The sequence below is a fragment of the Stenotrophomonas sp. 2201_Sma genome, assembly GCF_056486685.1.
This window is the reverse complement of record NZ_CM151329.1, coordinates 2,572,563-2,589,809: the sequence shown is the minus strand read 5'-3', so window position 1 is coordinate 2,589,809 and position 17,247 is coordinate 2,572,563. Positions and strand designations below refer to the sequence as shown.

The following is a 17,247-nucleotide window of genomic DNA, read 5'->3' as shown; positions in this document are numbered from 1 at the left end:
GCTGCCGCGCAAACGTCTACAGGGGGAATGACATGAATCAGCATCGCATCGCCCGCGCCGGCCGCATCGCCGTGTCGCTGGGCCTGATCCTCGCCGCCGGCCTGCTGGCCGCCTGCCGCAGCCACGCGCCCGCCGGTGAGGGTCCGGCGGAGGCCACTGCAGTGGCCTTCCCGGAAGTCTCCAAGGCGTCGCTGAAGGAGGGCACCTATCCTGACATCGCCGACCTGCGCCGCTTCGCGCCCGGGATGAGCAAGCGGCAGCTGTACAGCCTGCTGGGTACGCCGCACTTCAACGAAGGCATGTGGGGCGTGCGCGAGTGGAACTACCTGTTCAACTTCCGCACCGCACAGGGCGCCGAGTACTTCACCTGCCAGTTCCAGGTGCGCTTCGACAACAAGGGCATCGCCCAGGCTGGCTACTGGAAGCCCGAATCCTGCGCCGCCGTGCTGGACCCGCCGCGGCCACCGCCGCCGCCGCCGGCACCCGCGCCACTGCCCGAGCAGCCGTTGCGCCTGGCCGCCGATGCACTGTTCGGTTTCGACAGCGCGGTACTCAGCGCCGAAGGCCAGCAGGCGGTGCAGGGCATCCTGGCGCAGGTCCGCGAGGCCAGCAAGGTGCAGTCGATCCAGGTCGTCGGCTACACCGACCGTATCGGTGCGGCCAGCTACAACCAGCAACTCTCGCAGAGGCGGGCCGAAGCGGTGCGCGCGGCCCTGGTGCAGGGCGGGGTGCCGCCCGGCAGCATCAGTGCCGAAGGGCGCGGCGCGGCTGAACCGATCGTGCAGTGCGCACAGCGCAACCGTCGCGAACTGATCGCGTGCCTTGCGCCGAATCGCCGGGTGCAGATCGTCGGGGTCGCGCACCCGCGCTGAAGTCTCCCGCGCCGTGGCCATGCCCCGGCATCCCGAGTCCCCCCTGACCACCGGCAGGACGTGGCCACGTCTCCCCCGTCGTCCACCCCTGCCGGTGGCTCAGGTTTTCATACGGTGCACGCGATGAACGCCCAATTCCTGCCTCTGTCCATGAAGACGGAAACCACCCTCAGCGTGTATGGCCAGCTCGGCAATCATGCGGTCGTGCGCATCCCCGGGCGGCGCCTGCCGGGCCTGATCCTGCAGGCCGATACCGTGGCCGGGTTCCTGGCCCAGCTGCAGGAAACCCAGGCCTGCCTGCGCAGCGGCCGGGCACAGCGTGCCGATGCAGAGCTGGACATGCTGATCGACATGCTGGAGCAATGGTACGCGTTGATCGAGTCGCGGCTGGCCGATGCTGGCGAAGCGCTGTAGCAGCGGGGCGGGCGATCAATCGGCGTCTTCGACGCGCTCGCCCATCAGTTCGCGCTGGCGCTTGTCCAGCTCCTCGGCGTAGCGCCTGCGCACGAAGGCCTCGGAAACAATGCCCAGCAGCTGGCCATCGGCGGCAACCACGGCCAGTTCGTCGGCCTGCGTCCGGTCGAAGCACTGCATCACGCTGACCACATCCGCGCCCGGCAACAGTGACACCTCGCGGTTCTCGGCCAGATCGCCAACGGGTGTCTCGGGCTTCACGCCGTCGGCGTAGACGCGCGGAATCTGCACGATGCCGGCGTAGTGGCCTTCGCTGTCGATCAGGACCACGCGACTGCCGGAGCCCAGCGGGAACCGCTGGCGGAACGCAGCGGCATCCAGCCCGGCCGGAGTGGTGGCAACGCCCTTGCGCATCATCCGCCCGGCGTTGAGGGTGTGGATCCAGCCGACGTCGCGTGCGCTGCGGATGGTTTCGCCGCGCAGATGCATGCGCCACGTCGAGAACGAGTAACCGAACCACTGGCGGACCAGCGTGCTGGAGACCAGTACCGCGCTCATCACCACGCTGGTCAGCAGGAAGTCGTGGGTGCCTTCCAGCACCAGCATGGCCATGGTCATCGGCGCGCCGACCACCGCGGCGGCCAACGCGGCCATGCCCGCAAGCGCCGCGGACGTGGCATCAATCACCGGCACGCCAGTGGCCATCGCCAGCAGGCCGGCAAACAGGGTGCCGACCAGGGTGCCCATGAACAGCGACGCAAAGAACAGACCACCGCGGAAGCCGAAGCCCAGCGAAATGCCCGAGGCCAGAAGCTTCAGGGCGAGCAGGCCGCCGATCCAGATCAGTGGCAGCTGCGTGGTCAGGTCCAGGTGCAGCGCACCGTGGCCGGAGGAAAGCACCTGCGGGCTGGCCATGGCCAGTGGAATCAGCAGGAGGCCGCCGACCACCGGGCGCCCCCACACGGGCAGTGGACTGCGCTTGACCACACCCTCGATGGAGGCGATCAGCCGCATCACGCCGATCCCCACCAGGGCGCAGCAGCAACCGAGCAGGCCGTAGATCGCATAGTCGGCGGCACGCACATCGATGGTCGAGGCTGCGGGCAGCAGGTACGCCTCGATGCCGGACTGGTCGGCGACGAATGCACCCGCCAGTGCGGCCAGGGCCACAGGCGCGAGAGCGGCGGGCGTGTAGGCGCCGATGACGATCTCGAACGCGTAGAAGGCGCCGGCCAGCGGCGCGCCGAAGGCGGCGGCGATGGCGCCGGCGGCACCGGCACCGACCAGGATGCGCACATCATTGCGGCGCAGGCGCATGACACGGCCCAGCTGCGAGCCGCTGCCCGCACCCATCTGGGTATACGAAGCCTCAAGACCGACGGACGCACCGCAGCCGTTCGACAGCAGGGTCTGGGTCAGCACGATCAGATTGTCGCGCATCGACATGCGACCGCCATGCAGGGCATTGGCCTCGACCGCGTCGAGCAGCGGGCGCTTGCGCCGCGCGGCCGTCAGGCTGACCAGCCCGACCAGCAGGCCGCCCAGCGGCAGCACCAGCAGGGCGGTCCAGCTGAGCGCGGGCAGGGAGCTGAGGCGCATGCCGGGTTCCAGCCCGTACAGCGCACTCTGCAGCCCGCGCGCGATGTCCGACTGCAGCAGCGTCAGGCCACCGGCAATCAGGCCGACCAGCAAGGCCAGTGCGATGAACCACAGGTCGCTGCCACGCAGGCGCAGGCGCAGGCCCTGGAAGGCCAGATGCAGGCGCGATGGTGGAACCGTGGAGGCCATGGTGGCGGCATGATACGCCGCCATCGTGATCGCCACCGTCACCGCATCGGGCATTTACCGCATCAGAAGCGGTAGCGTCCCTGCAGGTAGAAGGTGCGTGGCGCGGCCACCATGCGCCCGGCATTGCCGTCGACATTGCGGGTGTACCAGCGCTTGTCGGCCAGGTTGTTCACGCCGGCCGTGATCTCGCTGTCGCCCAGCCCCGGAACCTGCCAGGCCACCTGCGCATTCCACAGCCGCACCCCCGGCACGCGGCCCACGCGTGCATCGGCGCTTTCCTGCCAGGTGTTGGCAGCGTCGGAGAACTGGCCGCTCTGGTGCGTGCTGGAGACATTGAAGGTCCAGGCTGACAGCGCATAGCGGGCGCCGATGCTGTCGGTGTCGCGCGAGTAGAAGGGCACGTCCCGGCCGCGGTTGTCACCGGACTGCTGGATCGCCTTGGTCCAGGTGTAGTTGGCGTACAGTTCCAGTCCGGCCAGCACGCTGTCTTCGGCGAAGCGGTATTCGAGCGCGCTTTCCACACCCTTGTGGTCGGTCGCACCGATGTTCTGGAAGGTGGGCGGGGTAATCCCCGGCACCTGCAGGATCTGGTTGTCGAAGCGCATCCTGAACACCGTGACGTCCGCGCGCAGTGCGCCGTCCTGCCAGCGGGCGCCCAGCTCGGTGGTCCTGGCCACCTCTGGATTCAGCGGATTGCTGGCGGTCTGCGAGTTCAGCTGGATGTTCTGCACCGGCCCGAACGAGGTGGTGTAGTTGCCGAACACGGTCAGCTGCGGGGTCAACAGGTAGGCGACGTTGAGCGAGGGCAGGGCTTTGTCGTTGCGGCTGCTGAAGGTGGTGCCGCCATCGGCCTGGCGGCGGTCCATGTCGATCCATTCCATGCGCACCCCCGGCGTGATCCGCCACTGGCCGATGGCGATGCGGTCGTCGAGATAGAAGGAGTGGGCGTCGGTGGCATTGTCGAAGCGGTTGATGGGGCTTGCGGCGCCGGTGCGGCGGGTCACCGTGTAGCTGCGGTCGTTGCCGCGCTCGCGCAGGAAGCGGTAGCCAGCGGTGACGTCGTGCACGCTTGCCCCCCAGTGCAGGCGCTGGGTGTAGCGCGGTTCGATGCCGAGCACGCGGTAGTCGCGCGGCTGCACGCTCACCTGGGTGTTGGCAGCGTTGATCAGCGAGCTGGCACGGGTGCTCTCGTTGTAATAGGCCAGTACCTCGAACTCGCGGGTGTCGGACAACGTGTGGGTGTAGCCCAGATCGATGCCCGTGCGGTGGCCCTTCCAGAAGTCATCGGGACGCGTGTTCTGGAACGGATCCGCCTCGTACTGCGCGCGGGTCAGGCCGCCTGGCGTCAGCGAGCGGACGTCGTAGTAGGACAGCTTGGCACGCAGCGTCTGCTGGTCGTCGATGGCGTAGGCGAACTTCAGTGCCAGATCGTTGAAACGGTCGTCGCTGCCTTCGCGCCAGCCGCGACCGTCCTGGCCGGAATAGAGCAGGGCGACGCCCAGGCCGTTGTCGCTGGTACCGCCGAGGAAGGTGTTGTACTGGGTGCTGTCGCCGCCGCCATGGTCATGGGCGTTGTAGCGGATCCCGACCTCGCCGTGCAGGCCGCTCTGCTGCGGAATGGCGCGGGTGCTGAAGTTGATGATGCCGCCCACGTTCTGCGGCCCGTAACGCACGGCTCCGCCGCCACGCACGACGTCGATCGATTCGATGTTGGACAGGCTGGCCGGCGCGAACGACAGCTGGGGCTGGCCGTAGGGTGCGACGGCCAGCGGCACGCCATCCAGCAGCACCGTCGAGCGGGGTGAGTAGCGGCCGGTGAGGCCGCGCACGCCGATGTTCAGCGACACCGAACTGCCGGCGGTGCCGGAGTTGTCGGTGATCTGCACGCCGGGGATGCGGCGCATGGCGTCGCCGATGCTGGCCGCGCCACTGGCCTCGATGCGCTGGCGATCGACCACCGTACGTGCCCCGGCGAAGCTCTTGACGCTGTCATGCAGGCCGGTGCCCAGCCAACTGCCGGACACCTGGATGCTGTCGAGCGTGGTCGGGGCGTCCTGGGCGAGGGCGGAGGCAGGGGGCAGCAGGCACAGGGCAAGGGCTGCCGCCAAGGGCAGCTGGGCCGGTTTCGGGGTGTGGAGGGGCATCTGGGCGGCGCAGGAAAGGTGGTAAATGAGAATTATTGCTGATTCCATTCGTGAATGGAATGGAGGGCCGATGGCCTCCGGGGTCGGGTGGTAAAGTGAACGATTGCCTCCTGACTCACCGAGATCCGTCATGCCTGCAGCTGTCTTCTATCCCGTCGGAACCCCTGGCCAGCCGTGGGGAGCGGCGGAACGGGAGCAGTGGCGTGCGCGCCAGCAGCGCCTGCGCCGCTACGACGAGGAAGTACTGCCGCGCATCGAGGCACTGGCAGCGCGCTTCGACAAGGTGGCGTACGGCCAGCTCGACTACGCGGGAGAGACCTATACCCTGTTCGCCCTGCGCAGCCGCGACTGGAACCCGGCGCTGCCGGCGGCGCTGGTCACCGGCGGCGTGCACGGCTACGAAACCAGTGGCGTGATGGGAGCCCTGGAGTTCCTTGAAAAGCACGCGGCCGACTACGCGGGCAAGGCCAACCTGCTGGTGGCACCGTGCGTCAACCCATGGGGTTTCGAGCGCATCAACCGCTGGAACTTCGACGCGATCGATCCGAACCGCAACTTCCGTGCCGGTGGTCCGGCCCGCGAATCAACCGCGCTGATCGAGCTGATCGAACCCCTCAAGGGCCAGTTCGTGCTGCACATCGATCTGCATGAGACCACCGACAGCGATGAAAGCGAGTTCCGCCCTGCGCTGGCGGCGCGCGACGGCAAGCCGTTCGAACCGGGCCTGATTCCTGATGGCTTCTACCTGGTGGACGACAGCGCCAATCCGCAGCCGGCGTTCCAGCAGGCCGTGATCGCGGCGGTGGAAAAGGTGACCCACATTGCACCGGCCGACGACAAGGGCGAGATCATCGGCTCTCCGGTGGTGGCCCATGGCGTGATCGAGTACCCGCTGGTGGAATTGGCCCTCTGTGCCGGCATCACCGGTGCGCCGTACACCACCACCACCGAAGTCTACCCGGACAGCCCGCGCGCCACGCCGCAGCAGTGCAACGACGCGCAGGTGGCCGCGGTCTGCTCCGCGCTGGACTACGCACTGGCGCATCGCTGAGGGGGAGTGCCCTGGTACACATGCCGGGCCGATAGGGCCCGGCGCTACCTCAGTGCGTCGGCCCACCACAGTGCGGCCGGCCCGGGTGGCGTGTCGCGTCGCCACACCAGGTCGCTGTGGATGCGCCGCGGCCAACCGGGCAGGGCCAGTTCCACCAGGTGTCCGCGGTCGTAGCGCTGCACCAGCGCTCTCGGAAGTTCGGCCCAGCCGATGCCTTCCTCGGCCATTTCCATCACCATCAAATAGTCCGATGCGGTCCAGGCCGGACCGGCGACGGCGCGCGCGTGATCGACCTGTGCGCTCAAGCGTATCTGCCGATGGCGGGCAAGCTGCGCGGCGGCGCGCGCACCGGCCGCGGCCAGTGCGTGTCCATGCGCGACATACACCGCCAGCTCGCTGTGATGGGCCAGCGGCCGTGCAATCACTGCATCCGGATAGCGCTCCTGGCGGGGCAGCAGCCCCAGTCCGGCGCGGCCGCTGCTGACCAGCTCCAGCACATCGTGTCCTTCAGCGTCGAGCCACTCCAGTTCGATTTCGGGAAAGGCTTCGGCGAAACGCTGCAGTAGCTGTTGCGCCGGGTCCAACTGGTAAACATCGGAGAACACCACCGTCAGCCGGGGTTCGACAGGCGCAGCCAGGCGCACGCTCAGCTGCCGCAGGCGCGCATCGGCAGCCAGGATTTCCTGGGCATGGCCCAGCACCTGCCGCCCCGGGTCGGTAAGCTGCGGATAGCGCCCGCTGCGGTCGAACAGGGATACGCCCAGATCGGCTTCCAGATGGGCGATGGCGGTGCTGACCGTCGATTGCGTCTTGCGCAGGCGCCGCGCGGCAGCCGAGAAGGAGCCCAGTGCGGCAGCCTCGACGAACGCCTGCAGGGATTCAGGAGAGTAGGGCATCGATCCATCGCTCATGTCGATGGGTTCCACTTTGGAGCCATCGTAAAGAGCGATGATACTGGGCGCCATCGCCCCTGTCAGCGGGCGCTGTGAATCCTGCTGGAGTTTCCCAATGACCCGTCGTGTTCCCGCCCCAGGCCCCTTGATTGCCTGGGCTTGCCTGACCGTGGCGATCGTCGCCGAAGTGGTCGGCACGTCCTTCATGGCCCATGCCGCCCGCGCCGGTGGCTGGACCGGCTACCTGGTGATGGCCGGGGCGCTGGCGTTGTCCTATTACTTCCTGGCACTGTCGGTGCGGCGCATCGCGGTCGGCGTTGCGTACGCGGTGTGGGAGGGGCTGGGGCTGACCCTGCTGACCCTGGTCGGCATCGTGGTGTTCGGCGAGAGCCTGTCGATGCAGCAGCTGGCCGGCCTGCTGCTGGCAGTGGCCGGCATTGTCTGCGTCACCCTTGGGGAGGCGCACTGATGAACACAACGGCACTGTTCTTCGTGATCTGTTCCGCACTGATCGACGTCGCGGCAAACATGATGGTGGCCAAATCCGAAGGCTTCCGCCGCTGGCAATGGGGTGTCGCTGCCGTCGTCATGGTCTGGATCGCCTTCGCGCTGCTGGGCCAGGCAGTACGCCACCTGGACCTGGCCACGGCCTATGCGCTGTGGGGTGCCATCGGCGTGATCGGCACCGCTGCCTGCGGGCGCCTGCTGTTCGGCAATCGCCTGCGGCCCATCGGCTGGATCGGCATTGCACTGGTGACGGGGGCGGTGCTTCTGCTCAGTACCGCATGAGCGGCGACGATTGCAGACCGGAGCGCGCTGTCCGACACTGCGGTTTTTCCGCAACGGAGTGCCGCCATGTTCAGCCACATCACCGTCGGTTCCAATGATCTTGCGGTCTCGCGCCGCTTCTACGACGCACTGTTCGCAGCCATCGGCGGCCGACCGGGCATGACCGATGAAGATGGAAAACTGGTCTACATCAAGGACGGGCGGATGTTCATCGTGACCCCGCCCATCGATGGCCAGCCGGCGTGCCACGCCAATGGCGGCACGATTGGTTTCGCGCTGGAGACTCCGCAGGCAGTGCACGCCTGGCAGGACGCAGGCATCGCCCACGGCGGCAGCGCCATCGAAGATCCGCCGGGCGTACGCCACAAGGCCGGGCGGCAGCTGTACCTGGCCTACCTGCGCGATCCCGACGGCAACAAGTTGTGCGCCGTGCACGTGATGCGCTGAACTTCGCGGCGCGCGCGTGATACCACGCGCGTGCTGTCCCTGTGCTGTCATCGCGCGACAGCACTTCATCCTGCGTCCACCGCCGTTCAGCCAGAATCCGCCGGCTCAATCTTTGATCGACCGGAGAACGCCGCCCCATGGAAGCCCTGGAGCCGCAACAATCCCCGGTGCGCACCCTGCGGCCTGTGTTCGCCTTCGCGGCGATCGTCGTCGTGGCGTTCGCGCTGTTCGTCAGCCTCTATCCGATCGGTGCCGGTCGCCTGCTGCTCAGCGCACAGGACTGGGCTGCGCTCAACGTCGGCTGGTATTACCTGCTGGCGATGACCCTCTATCTGCTGTTCGTGGTCGGCGTGGCGCTGTCCAAGTACGGTGGCATCAAGCTCGGTGCCGACCATGACGAGCCGGAGTTCAGCTATCTCTCCTGGGCGGGCATGCTGTTCGCCGCGGGCATCAGCATCACCCTGTTCTTCTTCTGTGTCTCCGAGCCGCTGACCCATTACCTGCAGCCGCCGCAGGGCGATCCCGCCGCCGGCGAGGCCGGCGCGCGCCGGGCCATGCAGCTGCTGTTCCTGCACTGGGGCCTGCATGGCTGGGGCGTGTTCGCGCTGGCGGCAATGGCCATGGCCTACTTCGCCTATCGCCACAACCTGCCGTTGGCGCTGCGCTCGGCGCTGTATCCGCTGATCGGCAAGCGCATCAACGGACCGATCGGCTACACCGTGGACGCGCTGGGCATCGTCGCCACCGTGTTCGGCATCGGCGCCGACATGGGCTTCGGTGTCCTGCACCTCAACGCCGGGCTGTCGCACCTGTTCGACATCCCGCACTCGAACTTCGTTCAGATCGTCCTGGTCGCCAGCATGATGGGGGCGGCGGTGGCCGTGGCAGTGTCCGGCGTGGAGAAGGGGGTCCGCTGGATGGCCAACATCAACATGCTGCTGGCGATCGCGCTGGTGCTGTTCATGCTGTTCGCCGGGCCCACCCAGTACCTGTTCGGCACGTTGATGCAGAATCTGGGCGACTATCTGGGCAGCGTGGTCGGCAAGAGCTTTGACGTGTACGCCTATGGCGGACGGCCGGCATGGCTGGGTGGCTGGACGGTGTTCTACTGGGCCTGGTGGATCGGCTGGGCGCCGTTCGTCGGCCTGTTCATCGCCCGCATCTCGCGCGGACGTACCATCCGCGAATTCGTGTTCGGCGTGCTGCTGATTCCGCTCGGCTTCACCCTGGCCTGGCTGTCGATCTTCGGCAACAGCGCGCTGGACCAGGTGCTGCACCATGGCCAGCAGCAGCTGGCACAGCTGGCCGTGGATGACCCACCGACCGTGCTGTACGCATTGCTTGATGGTTATCCGTGGAGCCGCACGGTGATCGCGGTGACCGTGCTGGTCAGCTTCATCTTTTTCGTGACATCGGCCGATTCGGGCGCGGTGGTGCTGTCCACGCTGTCGTCGCACGGCGGCGCTCCGGAAGACGATGGCCCGCGCTGGCTGCGCGTGTTCTGGGGCACGGTGATCGCCGTGCTCACCGCAGGCCTGCTGCTGGCGGGCAGCATCGATGCGTTGAAGTCGGCGGTGGTGCTGGCGTCACTGCCATTCTCGGCGGTGCTGCTGCTGATGATGTGGGGCCTCACCCGAGCCTTCAGTGACGAATCGCACCGCAAGCGCGCGCTGCAGTACCGGCCATCGCCGCTGATCGGCGACGATCGCCACCACCAGGGCTGGCGCCAGCGCCTGAGCCAGGCGATGCACTTCCCGGTGCGCGACCAGGTCTACCGCTTCATGGATGACACGGTGAAACCGGCGATGGAAGCCGTGGCCGAGCAGCTGCGCGGGCAGGGCTGGGATGTGCATACCCGCATCGAAGCCGGCGACATGGAACTTTCGGTCAACCATGGCGAGCAGCAGGACTTCCTGTATCGGGTGATCCTCCGCGGCTACCTGACGCCGTCGTTCGCCGCCCAGCAGCTGCGCAACCAGCGCTACTACCGCGCCGAGGTGCATCTGTTCGAAGGCAGCCAGGATTACGACCTGGTCGGATACAGCCGCAAGCAGATCATCAACGACATCATCAGCCAGTACGAGCGGCACCTGCAGTTCCTGCACCTGAGCCGGTGATGCACGACCGCTGCGATGGGTGCGGACCGTTGGTCCGCACACTTCGTGGAGCCGAGCCCACGCTCGGCTCCATCAAGCCGGTAGAGCAGCCGAGCATGGGCTCGGCGCTACATGTGCAGTTTCCGCATCAGAACCGGTAGCGTGCCCCCACCGTGACGAACTGGCCGCGCAGGTTGTACTGGCTGATGTCGAAGCCGTTGGAGCCGCCCGCGGGGTCGAACGGCGGGTCCCGGTCGGTCAGGTTCAACACGGACAGCGAAAGCGTGGTATTGGCCAGGCCCTCGTACGCCACGTACAGGTCCAGCTGGTGATAGGGCTTGACGCGATCGCGCAGGCCCGGGTTGCTGGTGGCCGTCGCGACCCGCTGGTCGTAGCCGCTGACACATTGCAGGCTCAGCGTGCTGTTCCAGTCGCCCACCGCCCAGTTCAGTGACGTGGTGCCACGGGTGCGCGGCAGCGCGCCGTGGCGGTTGTTGCCCGCGCCGTCATAGGGCGCCTGACCGGCTACCAGGGGCTGCTTGAAGCTGAGCAGATGGGTCCAGCTGCCGGCGAGGGTGAGGTTGCCCCAGCCGTCGGTGCGGAAGGTGCGGCTGGCCTCCAGGTCGAGACCGGACGTGGTCAGCTCCCCCTGGTTGGCATACTGGTTGGTGATGAACTGGATGCGACCCTGCGCATCGCGCTGGACCCGGCCAGGAAACAGGGCGGGATTGTCGACGATGAACTGTGCGCTGTCGGGCTTGACCAGGTTGTCCTGCTCGATGCGGTACCAGTCCAGGCCGATGCTGCTGTCAGCGTCCGGCGACCACACCGCGCCAACGTTGAGATTGCGCGAGCGTTCGGCCTTCAGGTCGGGATTGCCGGTGCGGATGTTGGTGACACCGCGGCTGCCACCGGGCTGCAACGGGTCGAGCGGGTCGATCACCGATCCGTAGCTGACCGTCTGTCCGGGTGCGATTTCCGGCAGCGAGGGAGCGCGGAAACCACGCGAGAACGAACCGCGCAGCAGCAGGCTGTCCAGCGGCTGCCAGCGCAGCGCGAACTTCGGCGAGAACGCCTTGCCGAAGTCGTCGTAGCGGTCGCCGCGTCCGGCGACCTGCAGTTCCAATGTGCGATGCAACGGTACGCTGAACTCGGCGTAGGCGGCGCTGACCTGCCGCTCGCCATCGACCACGTTGATCGCGGGCCGCAGCTCCGTTCCGGACAGGACCTGCGCACTGGTCCGTGCATCCAGCGATTCCTTGCGGAACTCCGCGCCCCAGGCGAAGCCGACCGCACCGGCCGGCAGCTCCCACAGCGACGTCGATGCCTTGAGGTTCAGAGAGTGCAGCTGGTACCAGCCCGGGCGCTTGGTCTGCAGGCGCAGCGCGTCAAGCGCGGCCGGCGTGCTGGCCGGGTCGAGGAAGTTGTAGCTGCCATCGCGCAGGATCTGCTCGAACGCGTAGCGGTTGATGAAATTGTCCACGTACTCGCGCTGCTCGCTCTGCGAGGTCAGCGCGGCGACCTCCCAGTCCCAGCGCTCGCCCTGGCCACGCACGCCGGCCAATGCACGGTAGAACACCTGCGTGTTGTCCTTCAGGCGCGGGCCGAGATCGAAGAACGTGTACTCGAAGGGCAGGGGAGCGCTGCCCGGGTTGTTCGGATGCCCGACCGGCAGCACTGCCGGAATGTCGAGCAGGGTGCCGGTGGCGGGGTTGTAGGCGCGCAGGCCCGGGCCGACGGTCAGTGGCGCGCTGAAGATCTGGTCGGCCTTGTTGTGGCTGTAGAGCACGTCGGCGAAGGCTTCGACGTTGTCGCTGAAGCGGTAGGTCGCGCTCAGCGAGGCCTGCAGGCGTTCGGCACCGGGCTGCAGGGTCTTGAATGGCTGCGCATTGAACGCGCAGGCCTGGCCGGGCAGGCTGCTGCCGAAGTCGCTGTAGGGCCGCAGCTGGCTGCCCTCGGGGCAGGGCGAGAATGGCTGCGGCGCGCGCGGGTTCGCCAGCCAGTTGCCACCGGCAGTGGACCAGCCGGCCAGGCGACCACCGGGCTTGTCGCGGAAATCGCCGCTGCGGGTATAGGCGCGCTGGTCGGCGTCGAGCCGATCGCGCTTGAGCACGTCCAGCCCGAACAGCACGTTCCAGCCCTGCTGTTCGAGGTCACCGAAACCGGCCAGCAGATTGGCCTTGCGTTCGTCGAGGCCGCCCTGGGTGGCCGTACCGAAGCCGCCGCCCACTTCCACGCCCTGGAAGTTCCTGCGCAGGATGATGTTGATGACACCGGCGATGGCATCGGAGCCATACACCGCCGAGGCGCCGTCCTTCAGTACTTCAATGCGTTCGACCGCGCTGATCGGAAGCGCATTGAGATCGACGAAGGTGTCCTGGGTATTGAGGGCGAAACCGAAGTTGGCCACGCGATAGCCGTTGACCAGCACCAGGGTGTTCTTCGGCGACAGCCCGCGCAGGCCGATCGACGCCGAGCCCGCCGCGAAGCTGCCGGTGTACTGCTCGTCGAAGCTGTTGCCGGCATTGGCCGACAGGTTGCGCAGCACATCGGTCAACGTGCTGCGACCGGTCTGTTCGATCTGTTCACGGCTGACGATCTGCACCGGGTTGGGGCCGGCGGTGTCGCTGCGCTTGATGTTGGATCCGGTCACCAGCACGGTGCCGAGCGTGGTGCTGTCCTTGCCGGTATCGGTGGTTTCAGCAGCGCCGGCAGCGCCGGCGGTAAGTCCCAGCGCGATGGCGCCGGCAAGCAGGTTCAGGGTGGTGCGGTACATGGAAGCGACAACGCCGGACAGAAGAGGAGCCGCCAGTACCGCATGCGCTCGCCTGCGCCTTCCAATGACGAAAGCGCATTCAGTTATACATCACAGGTTCTTAACGAGTGACTGGCCCTGTTATCGACCGGTGCTGCGCATTCCTCTCAGGGGTCAGATCCCTTTCCAGCGGAAAGGGATCTGACCCCGGTTGGCCGACCGTCAAGGCCGCAAGAGCACCTTGCCGTTGCGGCCGGAACCTGCGCCGGCTTTGACCGCCGCAGCGATATCGTCGAGTGCGAACACCTGTTCCACCGGCAGCGTCAGTTCACCCCCCGCCGCACGCTGCAGCAGTTCGCCCACCAGCCGTCGCTTGTCGTCCACTGCCATCGCCTGGCTGACCTTGCTGCCCCAGAAGCCCTTCACGGTGGCCTCCTTGTAGATCAGGCCTCCGGCGGGGATGCGCATGGGCTCGCCGCTCATCACGCCGAAGGACACCAGCGTGCCGTGGTGGCCGAGCAGGTCGACCAGGTCACCGCTGGCGTCGCCGCCGATGGAATCCACGGCGGCCGCCGCCTGCGCTTCACCGGTCACTGCACGCACGCGGTCCTTCCAGCCGTCCACCGAGGTATCGAATACATGATCGATGCCGAGCGCCTGCAGCTGCGCGACTGCATCGGCGTTGCGCACCAGGTTGGCCACATGGACACCACGTGCCCGCGCCAGCATCGCCAGCGACTTGCCGACCGCGCCATTGGCGGTGTTCTGCACGATCCATTGGCCTGGCTCGACATGCAGGAATTCCAGCAGCATCAGCGCACTGAGCGGCATGGCAATCAGCTGCGCAGCGGTCTCATCGGGGATCGATTCCGGCATCGGAATCACCATCCGTGCCGGCGCGATGAACGCTTCGGCCCAGGTGCCGTGCACCGAGGCAGCGGCGACACGCTGACCGATCCGGAGGCCGTCGACGCCGTCGCCAACCGCATCGACCACGCCCAGTGCCTCGCTGCCACCGATCGCCGGCAGGGTCGGCTTGTAGCCATACAGGCCGCGCACGGTCAGCAGATCGTGGTTGTGGATGGAAGCCAGCACGGTACGGATGCGCACCTCGCCGGGACCGGGTTCGGGCAGGGCGGCCTCGGCGGCGGCAAGGACGTCGGACGGATCGCCGAAGGAGGAGTACTGGGCAGCGCGCATGGGGGATGTTCCGCGGAAAGTGGAGGTTGTATCGAAGTGGGGATGCGTGCGGCGTCGACAAGGCGGCGCGGACGCAACACGGCATCCTGCGACGGTTCGTCGCGGAGGGCGCTATTTACTGCATCTTGTGTTGACGATATCCATCATCCCCATTATGTTGGGGCCGTCACTCCCGGTCAGCCGCCGCCGCCGGACGATGCAAGACACGTCCCGCGGCCCGCCCCTGAAGGCTTGCCGTGTCGACGCGGCCGCCCTCGTGCGGACTCAGGTCGCCCCCACGGCCCGGATACCGGCCGCAGGCGCAGGCACTTGCCGACGACCTGGTGTTTCCGCGCTTTGGCATCCCACCCGATCGCCCCGTGCGCCGGTATCGCGTGCAGGCCCGCCATGGCATCGGCGCAATCGTGCGTGCGAGCCTGGAGACGCAGGACCATGACTGAATACACCTACCGCGCGGCCGATCCGGCCGGCGCCGGCGACGCCCTGCGCACCGGTGGCGAGCGCGTGCCGACCTGGATCACCAAGGAGGCCGGCAACCGACGCCTGCCGTTCGACGCCGGGCGCCTGCAGCGCAGCATCGACGCCATCCATGCCGAGTTCCCGCAGCTGGACGTAGCCGACTACCGCCGCGTGGTACAGGCGATGGTTGAGCGCAAGCCCAGCATCAGTGCCGACGACCTGGTGGACCTGCTGATCCGCGAGGCGGAATCCCGTGTGGATCTGGTCGCGCCGGACTGGGAGCGGTTCGCCGCCCGCATCTACCTGCGCCGCCTGTACAAGCGCGCCAGCCGCAACCGCTTCTACGATGTCAGCCTGAAGTACGGCTCCTACGTGGGCCTGCAGGAGAGCCTGGCCGACCGTGGCGTCTACAGCAATGACATCCTGCGCTGCTACTCGAAGGAGGAGCTGCAGCAGGCCGGAGAGATGATCGATCCCGACCGCGACCGTCTGTTCGCGTACAACGGCCTGTACCTCCTGGCGACGCGCTACCTGGCCAGCGACCGCAGCCGCGAGGTGTACGAGTTGCCGCAGGAGCGCTGGCTGACCATCGCCCTGTACCTCATGCAGGAGGAGAAGCCGCGTGAGCGGCGCATGCAGCTGGTCGGCGAGGCCTACTGGGCGCTGTCGAACCTGTACATGACGGTGGCCACGCCGACGCTGGCCAACGCCGGCAAGGTCGGTGGACAGCTGTCCAGCTGCTTCATCGATACAGTGGACGACAGCCTGCAGGGCATCTATGACTCCAATACGGACATTGCCCGCGTGTCCAAGCACGGCGGGGGTGTCGGCGCCTACCTGGGCTACGTGCGCAGCAGCGGTGCACCGATCCGTGGTGTGCCCAACTCGTCCGGCGGCGTAGTGCCCTGGATCAAGCAGCTCAACAACACCGCGGTATCGGTCGATCAGCTCGGCCAGCGCAAAGGCGCGGTAGCGGTATACCTGGACATCTGGCACCGCGACATCGAGGCCTTCCTCGATCTGCGCCTGAACAACGGCGACCAGCGCCTGCGCGCGCATGATGTGTTCACGTCGGTCTGCGTCCCCGATCTGTTCATGGAGGCGGTCGAGCGTCGGGCCGACTGGTACCTGTTCGACCCGCATGAGGTAAAGCAGGCCAAGGGCTGGTACCTGCAGGACTTCTACGATGAGACGCGCGGTGCGGGCAGCTTCCGCGACCGCTACGCGGAGCTGGTGGCCGACGAGCGCATCAGCCGGCGCACCGTGCGCGCGATCGATCTGTTCAAGCGCATCATGCTCAGCCAGCTGGAGACCGGCAATCCATTCCTGTTCTACCGCGATGAAGTCAATCGCAGGAACCCGAACAAGCATGCGGGCATGGTCTATTCCAGCAACCTATGCACGGAGATCCTGCAGAACATGAGCCCGACGCGGATGATCCAGGAGATCGTCAGCGGCGACCAGATCGTCACCACCCGCCGCGCCGGCGATTTCGTGGTGTGCAACCTGTCCTCGATCAATCTTGGACGGGCGGTCACCGCGCCGGACGATCTGCTGGCGAAGGACGTGCTGGAACGGCTGATCCCGATCCAGGTGCGCATGCTGGACAACGTGATCGATCTCAATGCCTTGCCGGTGCCGCAGGCCACGATCACCAACCGCAAGTACCGGGCCATCGGCCTGGGCACGTTCGGCTGGCATCACCTGCTGGCGCAGCAGGCGATCCCGTGGGAATCGCCGGAGGCCGAGGCGCTGGCCGACCGCCTGTACGAACGCATCAACTTCCTGACCATCCAGGCCAGTGCCGAACTGGCGAAAGAGAAGGGCCACTATCCGATGTTCGCCGGCAGCGACTGGCACACCGGCCGCTACTTCAGCGACCGCGATTACCGTGATGCGGCCTGGCAGGGCCTGGCGCGTGAGGTGGCCCGCCACGGCCTGCGCAATGGCTGGCTGCTGGCGGTCGCGCCGAACATGAGCACCGCCCAGATCGCCGGTTCCACTGCCTCGATCGATCCCATCTACAGCGCGTTCTACTACGAGGAGAAGAAGGACTTCCGACGGCCGGTCGCGGCCCCCGGGCTGTCGCTGGAGACCTGGCCGTACTACGAGAAGGGCGCCTACAAGGTGGACCAGTTCGCCAGCGTCCGGCAGAACGCCCGGCGCCAGCGCCATGTGGACCAGTCGATCAGCTTCAACCTGTATGTGCCCAGCACCATCCGTGCCAGCACGTTGCTGGAGCTGCACCTGAGCGCATGGCGCGCGGGACTGAAGACCACCTACTACGTGCGCTCCAACGACATCGACATCAGCGAATGCGAGTGGTGTTCAAGCTGATC

At 67.0% G+C, this 17,247-nt stretch carries 13 protein-coding genes; 8 read left to right on the top strand and 5 right to left on the bottom strand.

What is annotated here, in order from left to right:
* The first annotated feature begins 32 nt into the window (after window positions 1–32).
* Both ACZLIF_RS12115 and ACZLIF_RS12110 read left to right on the top strand, forming a co-directional pair.
* A complete protein-coding gene (locus ACZLIF_RS12115; RefSeq protein WP_128987954.1) occupies window positions 33–872 on the top strand; it encodes an OmpA family protein in 840 nt (279 codons plus the stop codon).
* Window positions 873–995: 123 nt separating this feature from the next.
* Window positions 996–1,286, top strand: a complete 291-nt coding sequence (locus ACZLIF_RS12110) for a DUF6959 family protein (protein WP_053517836.1) — start codon at window positions 996–998, stop codon at window positions 1,284–1,286.
* Between the two features lie 15 nt (window positions 1,287–1,301).
* On the opposite strand, the gene ACZLIF_RS12105 is transcribed toward ACZLIF_RS12110, so the two are convergent.
* The gene (locus ACZLIF_RS12105) at window positions 1,302–3,098 is read right to left on the bottom strand and encodes a chloride channel protein (protein WP_478462632.1); all 1,797 of its coding nucleotides are present in this window, start codon (window positions 3,096–3,098) and stop codon (window positions 1,302–1,304) included.
* A gap of 38 nt (window positions 3,099–3,136) precedes the next feature.
* Window positions 3,137–5,218, bottom strand: coding sequence for a TonB-dependent receptor family protein (locus ACZLIF_RS12100; RefSeq protein ID WP_128987955.1), 2,082 nt, complete (start codon window positions 5,216–5,218; stop codon window positions 3,137–3,139).
* Between the two features lie 130 nt (window positions 5,219–5,348).
* Between ACZLIF_RS12100 and ACZLIF_RS12095 the strand changes: the two genes are divergently transcribed.
* Window positions 5,349–6,269: a M14 family metallopeptidase gene (locus tag ACZLIF_RS12095; RefSeq protein WP_111185920.1), complete on the top strand. Its 921-nt coding sequence runs from the start codon at window positions 5,349–5,351 to the stop codon at window positions 6,267–6,269.
* A 44-nt stretch (window positions 6,270–6,313) separates the two neighbouring features.
* On the opposite strand, the gene ACZLIF_RS12090 is transcribed toward ACZLIF_RS12095, so the two are convergent.
* Window positions 6,314–7,165 carry a LysR family transcriptional regulator gene (locus ACZLIF_RS12090; RefSeq protein WP_128987982.1) on the bottom strand — a complete coding sequence of 284 codons (852 nt, stop codon included), beginning with the start codon at window positions 7,163–7,165 and terminating at the stop codon, window positions 6,314–6,316.
* A gap of 112 nt (window positions 7,166–7,277) precedes the next feature.
* Here ACZLIF_RS12090 and ACZLIF_RS12085 point away from each other — a divergent pair, with 112 nt between their 5' ends.
* The 4 genes from ACZLIF_RS12085 to betT all read left to right on the top strand — a co-directional run bounded on the left by ACZLIF_RS12085 (window position 7,278) and on the right by betT (window position 10,515).
* Window positions 7,278–7,631 (top strand): SMR family transporter, encoded by a 354-nt coding sequence (locus ACZLIF_RS12085; RefSeq protein ID WP_128987956.1) that lies wholly within the window; start codon window positions 7,278–7,280, stop codon window positions 7,629–7,631.
* Complete coding sequence (locus ACZLIF_RS12080; protein WP_065175236.1) at window positions 7,631–7,951, top strand: DMT family transporter; 321 nt, start codon at window positions 7,631–7,633, stop codon at window positions 7,949–7,951. Before ACZLIF_RS12085 ends, ACZLIF_RS12080 begins: the two co-directional genes overlap by 1 nt.
* A gap of 66 nt (window positions 7,952–8,017) precedes the next feature.
* Window positions 8,018–8,398 (top strand): VOC family protein, encoded by a 381-nt coding sequence (locus ACZLIF_RS12075; protein ID WP_053517829.1) that lies wholly within the window; start codon window positions 8,018–8,020, stop codon window positions 8,396–8,398.
* A gap of 137 nt (window positions 8,399–8,535) precedes the next feature.
* Window positions 8,536–10,515, top strand: coding sequence for a choline BCCT transporter BetT (gene betT / locus ACZLIF_RS12070; RefSeq protein ID WP_128987957.1), 1,980 nt, complete (start codon window positions 8,536–8,538; stop codon window positions 10,513–10,515).
* Window positions 10,516–10,642: 127 nt separating this feature from the next.
* Here the strand turns inward: betT and ACZLIF_RS12065 are convergent, their stop codons facing one another.
* Together ACZLIF_RS12065 and ACZLIF_RS12060 are read right to left on the bottom strand one after the other, a co-directional pair.
* A complete protein-coding gene (locus ACZLIF_RS12065; RefSeq protein WP_128987958.1) occupies window positions 10,643–13,270 on the bottom strand; it encodes a TonB-dependent receptor in 2,628 nt (875 codons plus the stop codon).
* A 201-nt stretch (window positions 13,271–13,471) separates the two neighbouring features.
* Entirely contained in the window at window positions 13,472–14,449 is a 978-nt protein-coding gene (locus ACZLIF_RS12060) for a zinc-binding dehydrogenase (RefSeq protein WP_128987959.1), read from the bottom strand.
* A 432-nt stretch (window positions 14,450–14,881) separates the two neighbouring features.
* Here ACZLIF_RS12060 and ACZLIF_RS12055 point away from each other — a divergent pair, with 432 nt between their 5' ends.
* A complete protein-coding gene (locus tag ACZLIF_RS12055) occupies window positions 14,882–17,245 on the top strand; it encodes a ribonucleoside-diphosphate reductase subunit alpha (RefSeq protein ID WP_128987960.1) in 2,364 nt (787 codons plus the stop codon).
* Window positions 17,246–17,247 lie beyond the last annotated feature (2 nt).